General features: G+C 26.7%; 17 protein-coding genes. 2 read left to right on the top strand and 15 right to left on the bottom strand.

Annotated features, from left to right (window positions below; all coding sequences use genetic code 11):
• Positions 1-74 precede the first annotated feature (74 nt).
• Complete coding sequence (locus tag AC5LG6_RS03265; RefSeq protein ID WP_434246171.1) at positions 75-1,385, bottom strand: aminotransferase class V-fold PLP-dependent enzyme; 1,311 nt, start codon at positions 1,383-1,385, stop codon at positions 75-77.
• 70 nt (positions 1,386-1,455) lie between these two features.
• The gene (locus tag AC5LG6_RS03270) at positions 1,456-2,748 is read right to left on the bottom strand and encodes a saccharopine dehydrogenase C-terminal domain-containing protein (RefSeq protein WP_498585689.1); all 1,293 of its coding nucleotides are present in this window, start codon (positions 2,746-2,748) and stop codon (positions 1,456-1,458) included.
• 63 nt (positions 2,749-2,811) lie between these two features.
• On the opposite strand from AC5LG6_RS03270, the gene trpB reads away from it, so the two are divergent.
• On the top strand, positions 2,812-4,017 hold the full coding sequence (gene trpB, locus AC5LG6_RS03275) for a tryptophan synthase subunit beta (protein ID WP_498585690.1): 1,206 nt from the start codon (positions 2,812-2,814) through the stop codon (positions 4,015-4,017).
• 35 nt (positions 4,018-4,052) lie between these two features.
• Here the strand turns inward: trpB and AC5LG6_RS03280 are convergent, their stop codons facing one another.
• Genes AC5LG6_RS03280 through AC5LG6_RS03300 form a run of 5 tightly spaced genes read right to left on the bottom strand, consistent with a single transcriptional unit; the run spans position 4,053 to position 10,317 of the window.
• Positions 4,053-4,616: a YceI family protein gene (locus AC5LG6_RS03280; RefSeq protein ID WP_498585691.1), complete on the bottom strand. Its 564-nt coding sequence runs from the start codon at positions 4,614-4,616 to the stop codon at positions 4,053-4,055.
• Between the two features lie 59 nt (positions 4,617-4,675).
• The gene (locus AC5LG6_RS03285; RefSeq protein WP_498585692.1) at positions 4,676-7,762 is read right to left on the bottom strand and encodes an efflux RND transporter permease subunit; all 3,087 of its coding nucleotides are present in this window, start codon (positions 7,760-7,762) and stop codon (positions 4,676-4,678) included.
• A 2-nt stretch (positions 7,763-7,764) separates the two neighbouring features.
• Positions 7,765-8,745: an efflux RND transporter periplasmic adaptor subunit gene (locus AC5LG6_RS03290; RefSeq protein WP_498585693.1), complete on the bottom strand. Its 981-nt coding sequence runs from the start codon at positions 8,743-8,745 to the stop codon at positions 7,765-7,767.
• A complete protein-coding gene (locus AC5LG6_RS03295; RefSeq protein WP_498585694.1) occupies positions 8,742-9,932 on the bottom strand; it encodes a TolC family protein in 1,191 nt (396 codons plus the stop codon). The genes AC5LG6_RS03290 and AC5LG6_RS03295 overlap by 4 nt, the downstream gene beginning before the upstream one ends.
• A gap of 1 nt (position 9,933) precedes the next feature.
• Complete coding sequence (locus AC5LG6_RS03300; protein WP_498585695.1) at positions 9,934-10,317, bottom strand: FixH family protein; 384 nt, start codon at positions 10,315-10,317, stop codon at positions 9,934-9,936.
• A gap of 182 nt (positions 10,318-10,499) precedes the next feature.
• Here AC5LG6_RS03300 and AC5LG6_RS03305 point away from each other — a divergent pair, with 182 nt between their 5' ends.
• The gene (locus AC5LG6_RS03305; protein WP_498585696.1) at positions 10,500-11,879 is read left to right on the top strand and encodes a sensor domain-containing diguanylate cyclase; all 1,380 of its coding nucleotides are present in this window, start codon (positions 10,500-10,502) and stop codon (positions 11,877-11,879) included.
• Here the strand turns inward: AC5LG6_RS03305 and AC5LG6_RS03310 are convergent.
• The 8 genes from AC5LG6_RS03310 to hisF form a co-directional block, all read right to left on the bottom strand.
• Entirely contained in the window at positions 11,876-12,898 is a 1,023-nt protein-coding gene (locus AC5LG6_RS03310) for a sensor histidine kinase (protein ID WP_498585697.1), read from the bottom strand. The genes AC5LG6_RS03305 and AC5LG6_RS03310 overlap by 4 nt on opposite strands.
• Positions 12,899-13,004: 106 nt before the next feature.
• Positions 13,005-13,661 (bottom strand): response regulator transcription factor, encoded by a 657-nt coding sequence (locus tag AC5LG6_RS03315; RefSeq protein ID WP_066219518.1) that lies wholly within the window; start codon positions 13,659-13,661, stop codon positions 13,005-13,007.
• A 40-nt stretch (positions 13,662-13,701) separates the two neighbouring features.
• On the bottom strand, positions 13,702-13,983 hold the full coding sequence (gene rbp / locus AC5LG6_RS03320; protein WP_066156047.1) for an RNA-binding regulator: 282 nt from the start codon (positions 13,981-13,983) through the stop codon (positions 13,702-13,704).
• A gap of 52 nt (positions 13,984-14,035) precedes the next feature.
• Positions 14,036-15,445, bottom strand: a complete 1,410-nt coding sequence (gltX, locus tag AC5LG6_RS03325; protein ID WP_498585698.1) for a glutamate--tRNA ligase — start codon at positions 15,443-15,445, stop codon at positions 14,036-14,038.
• Positions 15,446-15,552: 107 nt separating this feature from the next.
• The gene (gene rlmN / locus AC5LG6_RS03330; protein WP_498585699.1) at positions 15,553-16,635 is read right to left on the bottom strand and encodes a dual-specificity RNA methyltransferase RlmN; all 1,083 of its coding nucleotides are present in this window, start codon (positions 16,633-16,635) and stop codon (positions 15,553-15,555) included.
• The gene (locus AC5LG6_RS03335) at positions 16,635-17,180 is read right to left on the bottom strand and encodes a phosphorylase family protein (protein ID WP_498585700.1); all 546 of its coding nucleotides are present in this window, start codon (positions 17,178-17,180) and stop codon (positions 16,635-16,637) included. The genes rlmN and AC5LG6_RS03335 overlap by 1 nt, the downstream gene beginning before the upstream one ends.
• On the bottom strand, positions 17,177-17,869 hold the full coding sequence (locus AC5LG6_RS03340; protein WP_260878562.1) for an SIMPL domain-containing protein: 693 nt from the start codon (positions 17,867-17,869) through the stop codon (positions 17,177-17,179). The genes AC5LG6_RS03335 and AC5LG6_RS03340 overlap by 4 nt, the downstream gene beginning before the upstream one ends.
• Positions 17,870-18,631 (bottom strand): imidazole glycerol phosphate synthase subunit HisF, encoded by a 762-nt coding sequence (gene hisF, locus AC5LG6_RS03345; protein WP_066156062.1) that lies wholly within the window; start codon positions 18,629-18,631, stop codon positions 17,870-17,872. It lies immediately after the preceding gene.
• Positions 18,632-18,633: the final 2 nt, after the last annotated feature.

Genomic DNA, 18,633 nt, shown 5'->3' on the forward strand with positions numbered 1-18,633 from the left:
TAAATATTTAGAGTTAATAGTTTTTAAATAGATAATTAATAGTTTGTATCTATCACTTTTATTTAAAAATATAGTCATAAAATCAAACTATTTTTAATCTCATCAACCAAAGCTTTAATTTCATCTTTTGTTTGAATATAGTGAACTCCAACTCGAAGCCATCCTGGTCGATTTTTCATAGATACTTTTTTAAGTCCCAGTAAATCATGTCCATAAGGTCCAGCACATGAACAACCAGCTCTAGTTTGGAAACCACTATTTGAAAGTTTTTCACACAATGTGTAAGGATTAAAATCTTTTATATTAAAAGATACAATACCAATATTATGGCTCTTTTTATTTCCATAAATAAGTAAATTTTGTATACTCTTTAGCTCTTCTAATAGATATAAATATAACTCTTTCTTTCTACTTTCTATAAATTCAAAGCCTATTTCATTTCTTAATTTATATGCCAAAGCAGCTCTTATAAATTGTGTAATTGCTGGAGTTCCAGCATCTTCTCTTACTTCTATTTGTTCTTCATATATTTGATAACTTTTATTTACATATTTTACCGTTCCACCACCTGCAAAACTTGGTGGTAAAGATGTATCTACTAAAAATTTTTTAACTACCAAAATTCCACAAGATCCAACACCTCCTAAAAGTTTATGAGGAGATAAAAATAGTGCATCATAATATGATGATGAAATATTCATGTACGAACTACTTGCAGCTGCATCAAAACAGACAGTTGCCTTATATTTTCTCAAAAGATTTGATATTTTTTTGTAGCAAGTTATTATTCCACTTACATTTGAAGCTATTGTAAAAGAGCCTATAATTTCACGATTTTTATTTTTTTCTAATATATTTTCTAAGTGTTCAAGGTCTATTAGACCATCTTTTCTAAGTTTCACTCTTTTAACTTGTGCCAAACTCTCTCTAAAACTAACCTCATTTGAGTGATGTTCATAGGGTCCAACAATTACCAAAGGCATAGACTTTTTATCCATTTTTAGACCTTTTTCTTTTAGCCTCTCTTTTGTTTTTGGTGGAATATAAACTCCTAAAATCTCTTGTAGTTTTTTTATAGCACCAGTTGCTCCAGAACCACAAGGTAAAATAGCAAAACTATCATCAATTTCTAAACTTTTTTGTAAAGTTTGTCTAGCATCCTCATAATATTTAGTAGTAATTTTTGCATTACTACTCTCTTTTGAGTGTGTATTTGCATAAGTTTCTAAAACTTCGTGGATTCTATTTTCAATTTGTCTAAAAGCAAGACCTGAGGCTGTGAAATCAAAATATTTATCTTTGTTTTTACCTATTGTGTTATATCTAAGAAAATTAAGTTTATCACTATTTTCATTTAAAAATGGTCTAAAAATATCTTTTTGCATAAAACTCTTCTTTTAAAATTATTTATAATATTTATATAAACCATAATTTTATCTTATTTATATTTTAGAACTATTTAATTTGGTTTATTAGATTTATTTTATAGTTTCCTAACTCTCTTTTTATAATATCATTTACAGTATGTTCAAAAAGTTCTGGAAGGTTTTCACTTAAAATTACTCCGCTTAACCTTTTTTTATTTAATAATGAGTAGTAAATTAAAATTCCAGCTGCAACTCCTGTTGGATAAGATACATAAGTTGAACCTGAATATGCTGTTTTTACAAGTTCAGTATATTTGTTAAAAGATAGACCAACTGATTCTATAGTACTTATTCTTTTATCATTTTGAGGATATAAAATTTCTAAATATATATCAGCAACTGCTGAAAATTCAGCATATTTGATTGTTTTTTTCTTTATATAATCTTCAACAATTTCAGGAGTTTTCATTTTTGGGACTATATTTTTTATAATTGTATTAATTGATATTTTTGAATCACTGTTTTCATAGCAATATTTATTTGAGAATAAATTTAGCTGGTATAAATTTTTCATTAATTCAATTTCACTTCCACCAACAAAGAGTTTTAAATTTTCAATTTGAGGAAAACTTTGTTTTAGTGATATTAACTCCTCTTGAAAAACTGGATAAATATCGACAATATTTCTAAAATATGGGAATTTATATACTTTTGATTTTGAAAATGGTTCAATAGTTTTTGGTTTATTCTTTTTGTAAAAAACTGGAGGAAATGCAAGCTCATCAATAGCTACTTTTGGTGACCACGAAAAGATTAATTTTTTTGATTGAATCTCTTCTAAAAGGTTAATCTCTAATTTTTTAATCTTAACTTCATAAGGAAGGTTTTTTAAAGAGTGTATTTTTTCACCGATTAAAAAGTTTGTAATTCCAGGAGAAATCCCAAGATTTATTAAAGCAAATAAATTTTTATATTTAAACTCATTTTCTAAATTTTGTTGATCAAATTTAAGTGTCGATAATATCTCATCTTTATAAATATCACTTGCCAAATCAGCATAATTTGTATTGTATTTCAAAGATAAATTCATAATAGGTAGATTAAAAGATGGAGTAGAACTATTTATAAAAATATCACTATTTTGTAGATATTTTTCATATTTTTTACTATATTCAAAAATTTCTTCAAAATGTTTTATCTCCAAAAAATCTGATTTATTCAAAATATTACTATTTTTGAAAAAATGACCTTGAGCTTTTTTTATATTTCTTACCACAAATACAAAATTTATATCTTTTTGTTTACTTTTATTAGAAAGTTCATCCAACAAAGTTGCCATAACACTACAAACAGCGCCAACACCAAAAAAAACTATCTTCATATGTACCCCTAAAATTATTTAAAATATGATAATATTTTTGTATTTTATTTGAAAGGTACTTAAATGCAGAAACAAAAGCCTTATTTGCAAAGTTTCCCAGATGAAAATGGATATTTTGGTAAATTTGGAGGATCTTTTATTCCACCACAACTTGAACTTCCATTTAATGAGATAAATGAAGCTTATAATAAATTATCAAATGATTTTGAATTTATAAATGAGCTAAAAAAAATTAGAAAATATTATCAAGGAAGACCAACTCCAATTACATATTGTAATAATTTATCAAATTTGGTAGGGGGTGCAAGAATCTATCTAAAAAGAGAGGATTTGAATCATACAGGAGCTCATAAACTAAATCACTGTATGGCAGAGGTTTTACTTGCAAAATATTTGGGTAAAAAAAGAGTTATAGCTGAAACAGGAGCAGGGCAACATGGTGTTGCGTTAGCAACTGCGGCTGCTTATTTTGGATTAGAGTGTGAAATACATATGGGTGAAGTTGATATTAAAAAAGAGCATCCAAATGTTGTAAAAATGAAAATCTTAGGTGCTAAAATAATACCTGTTACAAAAGGATTAAAAACTTTAAAAGAGGCAGTTGATAGTGCTTTTGAGAGTTATTTAAAAGATACAAAAACTCAAATGTTTGCAATAGGAAGTGTGGTTGGTCCTCATCCATTTCCAAAAATGGTTAGAGATTTTCAAAGTATTATTGGTATTGAATCAAAAGAGCAATTTTTTGAGATGACTGGAAAACTCCCTGATGCAATAGCTGCTTGTGTTGGAGGTGGAAGTAATGCTATGGGAATATTTAGTGCTTTTATTGAAGATAGTGTAGATTTATATGCTATTGAACCAGCTGGAAAAGGCTCTAAATTAGGTGAACATAGTTCAAGTATAACTTATGGAAAAGAGGGAGTTATGCATGGATTTAACTCTATTATGTTAATTGATGAAAATGGAGAACCTGCTCCTGTTCACTCAATAGCAAGTGGGATAGATTATCCATCTGTTGGTCCTGAACATGCATATTTAAATAGCATTGGAAGAACTAAAGTGGGACTTTGTAGTGATGAAGAGGCTGTTGAAGCATTTTATACACTTTCAAGATGTGAAGGAATTATTCCAGCACTTGAATCTTCTCATGCTGTTTCTTTTGCTATGAAATGGGCAAAAGATAATAGCGGAAAATCAATTTTGGTAAATCTTAGTGGAAGAGGGGATAAGGATATAGATTTTATAATCGATAACTATCCAAGAGATTAAATTACAAAGTAGGGTTAATCCTACTTTGTATTTATTTATTGTTTTTTAGCTTCAATATCAACTTTTATTTTTACTTCATCTGAAACTGCTACACCACCTAGTTCTATAGCTTTGTTCCATTTTAGATCGAAATCTTGACGATTAATTTTTCCTTCAATAACGAAACCAACTTTATCACCTAAAACAGAGATATCTTCAACTTCTAAAACTACTGGTTTTGTAATTCCTCTAATAGTTAAATTTCCTGTCATTTTTCCATCATCACCATCTGCTTTATAAGATGTCATCTCAAATGTCATTTTAGGAAACTTTTCAACAGCAAAAAAATCATCACTTCTTAAGTGATTATCTCTTTTTTCAATTCCTGTATCAATTGAATTAGTATCAATATTTGCAACTAATTTTTTAAATGTTTTAGTAGCATCATCAAATTCAACTTTTGCATCATAAGATGTAAATTTACCATGAACATTTGTAACCATCATATGTTTTACTGTAAATCCTACATTTGAGTGAGCATTATCTACACTATATGAAGAAGCCATTAGTAAACCTGTTGATAAAATCATAGCACTCGCAACTTTTGATAATATTTTCATTCTATCTCCTTTATTTTTTATTAACAGTTTAATTCTATATTTCTATAATTAATCAATTATTAATCAATTATTTTATCTTTTTTTAATATTACTAAATAAAAAATAGCAGGAATTATAATTAAAGTTAAAATAGTTGAACTCAGCATCCCACCAATCATAGGAGCAGCAACTCTTTGCATAACTTCACTTCCAATAGAGTTTATATACATAATAGGGATAAGTCCTCCAAGTATTGCAAAAAGTGTCATCAGCTTTGGTCGAAGTCTTAAAACAGCTCCATGATATATCGCCTCTTTTAGTGCATAATCTCTTTTTTCTTTAATATTTTTATATGCTTCATCTAAATATAACATCATAACTATAGAAGTTTCAGCAGCAACTCCTAAAAGTGCCATAAATCCAACAATAACAGCAATAGAGATATTAAATCCTAAATATTCTATATAAAATACTCCACCACTTAAAGCAAAAGGAAGTGTACAAAATATTATCAATGTATATTTTAAATTCTTTAGTGCCATATAAATTAAAATGAATATAAACATTAAAACTATTGGGACAATAAAGCTTAATTTTGACATTGCTTGTTGTAAAAACTCACTTTGTCCTGACCACTCAAAATAGTAACCATCTGGAAGTTTTAAATCTTTTAAAAGTTTATTTGCATCATCTTTATATTGTTGTATAGAAAAATCACTTTTGGGGCTAATATAAACATAAGCAACTTTAAGTGCTTTTTCCGATTGTATTATTGAAGGACTCTCTTCATAAGACAAAGTGGCAAATGTTTTAAGTGGTTTAAATCCTAGATTAGTTTTTATTTGTAGATTTTCTAATGCCCTTATATCTTCTCTATCTTTTGATTCATACCTTAAGCTTATTGGATATCTCTCTAAATTATCTAAAAAGAGAGTTAATTGCTCAGCACCAACTCCTATACTTAAAGTTTCTAAAATAGTGTTTTTGCTTATGTTATATCTGCTTATTTCTTCATCATCTATTTTTATATTTAAATAATATCCTTGATTTATCTTATCTGCGCTAACACTCATAGAGCCTTCATATTTTTTTAATATGTTCTCTATTTTTGAGCTCTCTTCTTGTAAAACTTCTAAATCTTTACCATAAAGTTTTATTCCCAAAGGTGTTCTAATTCCTGTAAGTAACATATCAATTCTACCTTTAATTGGATATGTCCATGTATTTATAAGTCCTGGAATTTGAAGTTTTTTATCCATCTCATCAATTAATTTTTTATAAGTCATTCCTTCTCTCCACTGTGATTGTGGTTTAAAAGTAATAATTGTTTCAATCATTGCAAGTGGCGCTGGATCAGTTGCTGTTGCTGCTCGTCCAGCTTTTGCAAAAGTATTTTGCACTTCTGGAAAAGATTTTATAACCATATTCGTTTTTTGTGCTAACTCACGTGCTAAATCAGCTCCAATTCCATAAGGAGTTACAGGCATATACATAAATGTTGCTTCATTTAGTGTTGGCATAAATTCCCATTTTTGTTTTGAATATGTATATAAGGCAGAAATTATAATTATAAAAAATATAGTAACCACCAAGTATTTTAATTTTAAACTCAATTTTAATATTGGTGAATAAATTTTTATAAAAAAACTATTTAAGATATTTTTATCCTCTTGAATGATTTTACCTTTTATAAAATATATCATCAAAATAGGAACTAGGGTAATTGAAAGTATCGCCCCACAAAGCATTGCAAATGTTTTTGTAAATGCAAGTGGTGAAAATAGTTTTCCTTCTTGTCCACTTAGTGCAAATATAGGTAAAAATGATACTACAACCAAAAGTAGGGCAAAGAAAATAGGTCGTCCAACTTGTTTTGCAGAAGATAATATTATCTCTATCCTCTCCTCTTCTGTTATATTTTCTTTTCCTTGAAGATGTTTATGAGCATTTTCAACCATTACAATTGTTGCATCAACCATAGCTCCAATTGCAATTGCAATTCCACCTAAACTCATAATATTTGAGCCAATATTAAATAACTTCATGAGTAAAAAACTAATCATTACAGTTAAAGGAAGGGTAATAATTATAATTAAAGCACTTCTAAAATGAAACAAGAATATTGCAACTATTAACATAACAATAATAGACTCTTCAATCAAAGTTCTTTTTAAAGTATCAATTGCAGCATCAATCAAAGAGGTTCTATCATAAACCTCAACTATTTCAACATCATCAATATTAAGCGAATTTAATTTAGCTTTTACATTTTTAATTACACTATGAACATCAACACCATATCTAGTTACTACAATTCCTCCAACAACTTCACCTTCACCATTTAACTCAGCAATACCTCTTCTATCATTTGAAGTAAGATTAACTTCTGCTATATCTTTTATTTTCAAAGGGATATTATTTTGAGTTTTTATAGTTATATTTTCAATATCTTTTTTTGATTTTAAATATGCTCTTGCACTAATGATTTGTTCATAACCATTTTCAAGTATTACTCTTGCTCCACTATCATTATTATTTTTAGTAATTGCATCTTTAATCTCTTCTATGTCTAAATCATATTGAATTAATCTATCTTGATTTAGAGTAATTTCATAGTTTCGAACATATCCTCCAACTGATGCAACTTCACTAACTCCATCAACTCCTAAAAGTGCAAATTTATAAAAATAGTCTTGCAAAGTTCTAAGCTCATCAAGGCTTCTATTTTTTGATTTTAGTGCATATTCATAAGCCCAACCAACACCTGAAGCATCAGGACCTAATTTTACTTTTGCAAGAGCAGGAAATGTTCCTTGCAAAGTTGATAGTTGTTCTAAAATTCTACTTCTAGCATCGTATAAATCAACTCCATCTTTAAAAATTACATATATCATAGATGTTGAAAAACTGCTCATGGCTCTTATTGTCTCTATTTTTGGAAGACTCATAAGATTTGAAATTAGTGGATATGATATTTGCTCCTCTATTGTCTTTGCACTTTGATTACTCCATTCAACTTCAATTATTACTTGATTTGCTGATAAATCAGGAATAGCATCTAAACTTGTATTTTTTATAGCATATATTGAGCCAAAAGCTAATAGTAGAGTAATAAAAATTACAATAAAACGGTTTTTTACACTTAGGTCTATTATTCTTTCAACCATTTTTACCACTCCTCATCAGAAGTTTCATCATAAAGTCTATTTGTCATAGCATCAGCATCATATAAGAATAGGGTATTATTTATAACTTCCTCATCAAGAGTTAAACCACTTAAAATTTCATATTTATCACCACTTACTCTTTTTGCCTCTATTTTTTTAGGTGTAAACTCTCCATTTTCTTTTGGAATAAATACATAATAATAGTTTGATTTTTTAATAACTGCACTTTTTGGTAAAACTAAAATCTCTTTACTCTCTTTTTCTATTTTTACTTTCCCAAACATTGAAGGCAAAATCTTATTTTGTGAATTTTCTATAACAAATCTAATATCTACTGTTTTTTTCTCTTCATTAAAAACTGGATATATAAAATCAACTTTTGCTACTATTGAATTTTCTACTCCATCAAGTTTAATTATTGAATTCATATTTGCTTTTATAAAACTCAAATCCTCTTGATATATAGAAGCTACAAACCAAATATCTTCAAGTGATGAAATTTGAAAAAGAGTTTTTCCTTTTTCTACATAAGATTTATTATTTACATTTTTTTGTGTGATTATTCCTGATATTGGTGAACTTACAACTACTTCATTATTTAAAAACTTAGCATTTTTTATATCAAAGTTTTCTAATTTACTATTTGCTTTATCATATAAATTTTTATTTAAATCTTTTGCTATTTCAATCTCAGCTTTTATTGATGCAATATCGCTTGAATAAATTGTATATAAACTTTCACCTTTTTTTATGATCATATAATTTTTATTTGCATTTAAATGTGTAATATATCCATCAAATCTGCTTACAATATCTATCGTTTTACTCTCATTTAGTTTTGTAATTCCATAAAACTCTTTTGATTCTTTAAAACTCTCTTTTTTTACTTTTACTTTTTCAATATTAAATAGTTGTTTAGCATCTATAGGATTGGAATTAAGAGCTATAGCTATAAGTATTAGCGATAAGAATATTTTTTTCATTTTACACCTTTATTTGAGTAATATATAAGTTCACTGTAGTTTTCAAAATATTTTTCAAGTTGTTCACTTGCTTTCATTTCATAATCAATCAATTCATTTAAACTATTTAGATTCTCTTTTAAACTCTCTTTATCAAATCCTACAAACTCTTCTAAAACCTTTTGTATTTTTTGTTTTATAGGTACAATCTTTTCTTGAAGGATTTTATAATTTGTTTTATATTGCTCTAAATTATTTAGATATATTTTTGTTTGTAATCTTAGATTATGAATTTGACTATCTAGTTTATTATTAGTTTCATTTGTATTTAAATTTGCTTTTAATTTATTAATATTTTCTGTATTATAAATTGGTAGAGGCATAGACATTGTAATATTTGCATAATCTTGCTCTTTATTTTGCATATATTCTAAAGATAAAGTTATACTTGAAAACTTTTTTGCATCTTCAAGTTGAGCAGTATCTTTATATTTTTGGCTTGTTGTTTGAAGTGTTTGTATCTTTGGATGAAATATTAATTGTTCTTCAATTTGTTGTCTGTTTATATCTTTTAATACTAAACTATCATCAATTTTATCAATCTTCTCATAACTTATTTGCTCTAAACTTAGATATAAATTATCTTTTGTTGTTTGAAGTTCATTTATTTTCATTTGTAAATCATATTTTGAGATTTGTGTATTTAATATCTCATTTAAAGATACTTTATCATATGAATATAGTTTTGTATAAAGCTCTTCTAGGCGGTTTAAATTCTTTTGATATTCATTTAGCAGTTTTAATCTATTTTCTAAAATTAAAATAGTGTATGAATATAGATAAATTTTTGATTCAAATTCTAGCTTTATATCCTGTAAAGTTTGTTCTTGCAATAATTTATCTTTTTTTGCAATACTCTCTTCAAGTTCAAGTTTTTTACCAATAGGTATGGCTTGAGATAACTCAATTCCATACTCTTTTTGATTATTTAAATAGTTTTTATTTAGCATAATATCATTTGCTTTAAAGCTTATCATTGGATTTTCCCAATTTTTAGCCTGTTTTATTTGGAAATTAGCAATTTCAATAGAGTTTTCAAGGCTTTTAATATCAAAATTATTTTGTAAACTCTTTTGTACTATATCTTCAATCGAAGTTCCAAATAAATAACTAGCAAAAATTAGTGAAGTAAAAACTACTTTTTTCATTTTAGAAGCTCACGCTACTTTTTACAGAGTGAACTTTATCATCAGCTGTTTTAAATCTGATATTATATTGCCAAGTTCCATCCATACAGAAATTAATTACAAAACTATAAATGCCATTTTCAAATTTTGCTTCACCTTCATGCTCCATATAAGGCATACCTGGCATCTCTGGCATAAAAAATTTAGCTTTTAATTTTGCGTCATTTACCTCTTTCCCATCTTTTGTAATTTTTGCAAAGAACTCATTACTTCCTGCACTAAGATCCCTTTTACTTGTAAGCTCTATTGAATATCCATCAATATTTAGATTCTCTTTCATTGGTTCAGCTTTTAAAAAACTTACAGCTAAAAATAGTGTAAAAAACACTTTAATGATATTTTTCATTTCATTTATCCTTTTTATTTTTAATTTTTGTAAATCTACCAAAGTTTATGTGTAGTTTATGTGGATACTTTATAAACAAATAGTATTAAATTTAACTATTTAATAATAAGATTTTATATATAATAATCTTTATCCAAAAGTTTATTTCCTTAACGAAATAACAATATAAATTAAGGTCGCAAATGAATCGTGTTATTCAAATAAAAGAATTCTCATATTTACTGAAAGTAAATAAAAATAAAATCGTTGATGATTGGTTAGAAAACGAGTTAGTAAAAGATATATTTCTTACTCATCAATATGTTCTTACAACTGAACAAAAAAAAGTTTTCTATGATATCTATGAATTTATTATAGGTTCTATGCAGTGGGATTTAAATGTTTCGGATGTATCAATTAAAAGTAGACTTTTAAATATTTTAAATAAAGCATCTTTTAGTACAAATGATTTTTTTACTCTTTTTACTTCATTAAAAAATTCAATTATTCTATTTTTTAATTTAGAAGGTTTACTATCATTTAATCTTCTTAGAGATATTGAAAATAATTTTTTAGCAGTTGCTAAAGACCTTTTTATAATTTATGAACAAATTAATGATTCAAATTCTATTCCAAAAGATGATAATACAAAGCTGTTAAATGAGTATAAAAAAGCTGTTGACTTAAGTAACATTGTGTCAAAAACTAATCCAAAAGGTATCATAACTTATGTAAATGATAAGTTTTGTGAAATTTCTGGATATAGAAGAGAAGAGCTAGTAGGTAAACCACACAATATAGTAAGACATCCAACTATGCCAAGTAGTACTTTTCAAGAACTATGGAACACTATAAAAAATAAGAAAAGTTGGAGTGGGTTAATTACTAATCTTAAAAAAGATGGTAGAAGTTACACTGTTTCATCAACAATAGTTCCTATTCTAGATATAGATGGTGACATAGTAGAGTATATTGCAATAAGAAATGATGTAACAGACTTTGAACAAGCAAAAGAGCAGCTAAGTACTCTTAATAAAGCTATGAAACATAAAGTAGATGAACTTTATTCTATGACACAAACTTTAGAGCAACAAGCTTCTATTGATGTTTTAACTGGTGTATTTAATCGAATGAAATTTGAAGAGTTTTTTGAATTTGAATTACAAAAAGCAAAAATGCAAAGAAATCCACTGAGTATAATACTTCTTGATATAGATGATTTTAAAAATATAAATGACACTTTTGGTCATGATATTGGGGATGTAATATTAAAATCTATTACAAATCTTATATCTTCAAATATTAGAGCAACTGATACTGTTTTTAGATGGGGTGGAGAAGAATTTGTAATTTTACTTCCTGGAACTCATTTTGAAAAAGCAAAATATGTTGCCAACAACTTAAGAAAAATAATAAACGAACATAAGTTCTCTGTTGTTCCAAAGGAGGTTACTTGTAGCTTCGGTGTAGCTTCATTAAATGATGATGACCATAAAGAAAGTTTATTTAAAAGAGTGGATATGACTCTATACAGAGCTAAAAATAGTGGTAAAAATATTGTTATTGGTGAAGAGGAACTTTAAAAATTTAATATAAATTTTGTTCCACTATCTTCAATTGATTCAACATCTATTTTTATATTATATGTTTTACAAATCATATTTACAATATTTAGCCCCAAACCAAAGCCACCACTTTGGTTTGTTCCTCTGTAATATCTATTAAAAATATCTTTAATCTTATCCTTTGACACTCCAATACCTGTATCTTTTATTATTAGCTCTCTATTTTTAAGAATAATATCTATATTTCCATCTATTTTGTTATATTTTATAGCATTTGAGAATAGATTATTAAAAAGTCTTAAAAAATCATCTTTATTTATCTCATAAAAGAACTCTTCTATATTAAGGTTTATTTTTAATCTTTTTCTAGCAATCATTGGCTCAAAACTTATAATCTCTTGCTTTATAATCTTTGATAAATCTATTTTATTTAAACTTTTTTTTTCAATATTTCCTAAAAATATATACGTCAAATCTTTATAAATTTCACTAACTCTTTTTGCACTAAATTTTATTCTATCCAACTGTTTTTGAGTTAAGTTATCTCCTTCACAAGACATAATTATTGCACTTATTGGTGTATTTAACTCATGAGTAGTATCTTTTATAAAGTTATTTAATCTTTCTCTCTCATTTTTTATTGGTTTTAGAAATAGTTTTGCTAAAGACCAGCTAACAATAGCAATTATTGTATAAAATATTAAAAAAATAAGAAAAATATTTAATTTTAAATTTGATATTTTCTCTTTTAAGCTATTGTCTTTTAAAGCTATATACCAAATTCCTAAATGTCCTACAGTTGAACTATCAACAATAATTAATTTTTCTTCATCATTATAAAAATTTTGTTCAAAATTTAACTTTTCATCTAAATTTCCAAATAATAAATTTTTATCTTTATCATAAAAAGAGATTTTATAATCTTGATTATTCAAATATATATTTTTATCAAATTCGACATCCAACATATGAGATATTATTATTTCATTTGAAACTTTAGATACTATATTTTGCATATTTGATTTTACTAAATCCAAATAAAGTGTTTTCTCATTTTGATAATAGAAAAATAGAGCGATTAACATTAATATAAAAGAGGATCCTAAATAAAGACCTAAGAAGCTAAAAAAACTTTTCTTTTCACTAGAAGTTAAATCTATATCCAACTCCTCTTATATTTAATATTTTATCTTCTCCCAATATTTTTCGCAGATTTTTTATATAAGTTCTAATTGTAGAGCTTTCTACACTATCTTCATATGACCAAATATTATTTATAATCTCTTCAATACTGATAGTTTTTTTTGGATTATTTAATAAATATGCAAGAATTTCAGACTCTTTTTTTGAGATTATAAAACTTTTTTTATTTAAATTTATCTCCAAATTTTGTAAATCTAAATAACTATTTTCATCTATTTTGATAATTTTTATATCTATATTAAAAAGCCTTTTTATATTATTTATTCTAATATCAAGCTCTTTTAACTCAAAAGGTTTTTTAATATAGTCATCACATCCACTATCAAACCCTTTTTGCATATCTTCTACCATATTTAGAGATGTTATAAATATTGTTGGAGTTAAAATATTATTATCTCTTAGCTCTTTTAATAGTTCAAAGCCATTTAAATCTGGCACATTTACATCTAATAGAAGTAAATCAAAAGTCTCTGAATATAGCTCTTTTATAGCTTCATTTGAAGAAAAAGTTGTAGTAATTTGATGTTTTTGTTTTATTAAGTGTTCTTCAAGAATTTCATTTAAGATTAAATCATCTTCGAGAAGTAGAATTTTCATTTTGGCATAAAAAAAGGGGTTTTTAAACCCCTTTGCAGTCTTAGAAATTTCTTCTTGGTCTGCTATCTCTTGGTCTATCTTCTTTTGGTTTAGCTTCATTTACTCTTAAAGTTCTACCATCAGTCTCTTTACCATTTAAAGCTTCAATAGCAGCATTTCCTGCACTAGCTTCTTCCATTTCAACAAAAGCAAAACCTTTAGATCTTCCTGTTTCTTTGTCCATAATTATTTTTGCGCTCTTAACTGCACCAAATTTAGCAAAAACTGCTTCTAAATCATTATCGTTCATTTTGTACGATAAATTCCCAACGTAAATGTTCATAATTCTTATCCTTTGAAAAAGTTAGACATTATGCCTTAATATTTTTCTTAAATCAAGAGTTTTTAAAATTTTTTTCCAAAGCTTTTGAAATTCTTATCTTACTTTCAGCGAAATCTAAGATAAAAAGTATATCGTAAACTGATGGTGCTTGTGTTCCACCAGTTAATGCAATTCTTATAGGTTGGAACAGTTGTGGAAATTTTAAACCTTTTGTTTCTATAAATGGTTTTGTGATATTTTCAAGTTCACTAGGAGATGCAAAACTATTTTTATTCTCTTCTAAAAGCTCTAAATACTCTTTTAAAATTGAATTTGTATCATCTTTTACAAATTTTTTAACCCCAGCTTCTTCATACTCATTAGGACTGTTTTTTATATCAAGTATAGATTTTTTTAATTCTAATAGTGTATTTGCTCTTTGTTTTGCAAGGTTTAAAATCTCCTCTTTTTTAGAGTAATTAGTTAAATCTAAATCAAAAAATTTCAACTCCTCTATTAATCTATCATTTGAAACAGTTTTTATATATTCACTATTTAACCATAAAAGTTTTTCAGCATTATATGCAGATGCTGATTTATTTATATTTTTTGGATCAAATAACTCTAACATTTCTTTCATAGAGAAAATTTCTTGATCTTTATTTGACCAACCAAGTCTTACTAAGAAGTTTAATAAAGCTTCTGGTAAATACCCCAATCTTTTATAATCCATAACATCCATTGCACCATCTCTTTTTGAGAGCTTTTTACCTTCTGGATTATTTATCATAGGTACATGATAAAAGTTTGGATGCTTTACACCTAAAGCATTATAAATAACAATCTGTTTTGGAGTATTTGATAAGTGATCATCGCCTCTAATGACATCTGTCATTTCCATTAACATATCATCAATAGTTACAACAAAGTTATATGTAGGCATTCCATTTGATCTTGCAATTACGAAGTCATCAACAAAAGATGCATCAAATTTCATATCACCTTTCACACCATCAAGAAATCTAATCTCTCCTGTTTTTGGAGCTTTGATTCTAATAACTGGCTCAATTCCCTCTGGAATTGTAGGTAAAACTTTACCATCTTCAGGTCTCCATGTCTCATCATATCTTGGAGTTTGTTTTGCAGCTTCTTGTTTTGCTCTTAAGCTATCAAGTTCTTCTTTGCTCATATAACATTTATAAGCATTTCCACTTTCAAGTAGTTGATTTATATATTTTTTATATATTTCAGTTCTTTTTGATTGATATTCAACTTCTCCATCATAAGATAAACCAACCCAGTTAAAAGCTTCAATAATTGCATTTAAAGCCTCTTGACTATTTCTTTCTAAATCAGTATCTTCAATTCTAAGTCTAAAAACTCCACCATTTTTTCTTGCCCATAAATAGCTATAAAGAGCTGTTCTTAATCCACCAATATGTAAATACCCCGTAGGGCTTGGTGCAAATCTTGTAACTGTCATATTAATTCTCCTCAAATTTATCATTTTGTTTATCATCTTTATTATGAATATAAAATCCAATAGCACTAGAAAGTACTACAACTATTATAAAAATAATTAAAGCTATTTCAAGAATTCCCATTTAACTCCTTCTCTTTTAACTGTCCACAAGCTGCACTTATGTCTAAACCTTTTGACTCTCTAATTGTACAAATTACACCTTTTGAATTTAAAAAATCTTTAAATCTCATCATATCAGTTTCAAGAGGTCTTTGATAAGTAGTTCCAGGATATGGATTAAAATATATTAGATTTACTTTTGCTTGTAAACCAGTTAGAAGTTTTACAAGTTTTTTTGCTGCATCTAAACTATCATTTTTATCTTTTATAACCAAATATTCAAACATAACTTTTTTTCTTGTATCTACTGGAAACTCTTTAACAGCGTCAATAATTGATGCAATATTATATGCTTTATTCATAGGAATAAGCTCACTTCTTAACTCATCATCAACAGCATGAAGTGAAATAGCAAGTTGTATTTGTAAATCTTTTTCACCTAGTTTTTTAATCTTACTTGCAATTCCTGAAGTTGAAACCGTTTGCCTTCTTCTACTTATTGCTAAACCATCAAGTTCTGAGAAAATCTCAACAGCTTTTACAAAATTATTAAAGTTATCAAGAGGTTCACCCATTCCCATATAAACAATATTTAAAGCCTTGTTTTCAGCTATTTCATTATCTCTTTTTATATGAACAATTTGAGCTATATACTCTCCAACTGTAAGATTTCTTACAAATCCACCACGTGCCGTTAAACAAAAACTACATCCAACTTTACATCCAACTTGACTAGAGATACAAACTGTATATTTTTCACTTCTTACAATTTGTCCATCTTCATCAATTTTTTTATCTTTCATCAAGAGTAAAACTGCTTCAATAGTGTGGTTATCTCTTAATTTAAAAAGATATTTTATACTTCCATCACGACTTTGCTCTTTTTTTACAACTTTTAATATATCAATTGGATAGTTTGTTTTTAAATCTTCTATTAACTCTTTTGGAAGATTTTTCATATCATCATAAGAGTTTGCATACTTTTTATAAAGCCAATTATAAACCTGTTTTGCTCTAAATGATGGTTTTAATCTCTCTTTTAATTCATCTAGTGTGTAGTCATATATTGATGACTCATCAAATTTTGCCACTATTTTGCCTCTTTTATTATATTTTTATCTTCTAAATATTTAACTAATTTATTCATTGCTTCTTTATGATTTTTTATAAAATCACTATGTGCATTCTCATTTGTATAGTTTGTAACAACAAAAATACCAAAAGCTGGTATTTCAAACTCTTTTGCAACACTTAATACAGAAAAAAACTCCATATTTTCAAGTTCGACATTGTATTGTAAAAACTCTTTTGATAAAATTTGATTTGTACTTATATAGTTTGAACTATTTACAATAACTTCACTATTTGTCAAGGCTGTATCAATTCTAACTGCATTATCTATTGGTGTATATGCAAAATTTTGCAAAAAGATTAACTCTATGTTTGAAGAGTTTTTTGATTCAACAATATCAAATATTTTATGATTTCCATAACTTCCAGCACTTCCAATAAATAAAATAAACTCTGGTCTATTAAATAGACAAATTTTTGTAAGATTTATCGCACTAGAAACTAATCCAATACCTATTGATTTAGCAAAGGTAAAAGTTTCTTGATTTCCAGCACTTACAATCACTTACAATCCAGTATAAAATTTGTATTTATTTTTATAATTTCTTCTGTATTTATTGGTGAAATATTTATTGATTCAGATGAATTTACCATATCTAAAGAAGAACTCATTACTCTATTTTTAAAAGTAGGGTAGTCAAAGTTTTCGTTTATATTTACATTTTTAATTTCACATTTTTTTCCAATCTTATTTGAAAGTTCTTTTGTATAATTTCCTATCCATAATAAAACTTCTACTCTTAGTTCATCAATATTTTTATTTTGTAAATTTTCACCAATTTCCCAAGATAAATTTGATATATTTATTTTAATATCATCTGATTTTAAGCTATCTTTTAAAGCCATTAAATCAGCTAAAAAATTGTTTATCTCTTTTGGATCTTTTGACTCTATAATAAATCTTGTATTTGCTATAAATCCTTTAAATATTGATTTATTATTCTCATAATCATATTTTGGAGTCAAATTATAATTTGTATTTTTTATTGTAATATTTTTTGTATTCTTTAAAAAATTATTAAATTTTTCTACTTCAATATTTACACTTTTTTCATCTTTTTTTTCAACACTTATATTTATATTTGTTGTTAATAAATCAGGGTTTACAACTTTTGAAAATGATTTATTAAAATTTATTTCATAAGAAAAACTCAATATTGGTAAAAGTATAGCAACTGCTAATAGTTTTTTCATTTATATCCTTACATTTATATTGTTTTTTTGTAAATATCTTTTTAAATCCATGATATCAACCTCTTTAAAGTGAAAAATTGAAGCGGCCAATGCAGCATCAGCACCAGCTTCAAAAGCATCTTTGAAGTGAGACATATTTCCAGCTCCACCACTTGCAATTACTGGAATATTTACAATTTTTGAAATCTCTTTTGTAATTTCCAAATCAAAACCACTCTTAACTCCATCTGTATCCATAGAAGTTAATAAAATCTCTCCAGCACCTCTATTTTCTACCTCTTTTGCCCAAGAAATTGCATCAAGTCCCGTATCTTCTCTCCCACCTTTTACAAAAACATGATATGAGCCATCTGATACTTTTTTAACATCAATTGCCACAACAATACATTGACTTCCAAATCTTTTTGCTCCATCATCTATTAAGTTTGGTGTTTTAACAGCACTTGAATTTACAGAAATTTTGTCACATCCCACATTTAATAAAGCATAAATATCATCTAAATTTCGTATTCCTCCACCAACAGTTAGTGGGATAAATACCTCTTTAGCAACATTTTTAACAATATCTACAATAGTTCCTCTATTTTCTACACTTGCACTAATATCTAAAAATGTTAACTCATCTGCACCTTCATCGTTGTATCTTTTTGCTATTTCAACAGGATCTCCTGCATCTTTTAGACCTACAAAGTTTACGCCTTTTACAACTCTTCCATTGTTTACATCTAGGCATGGGATTATTCTTTTTGTTAGATTATTCAATT

The organism is Arcobacter thermotolerans (assembly GCF_983172305.1).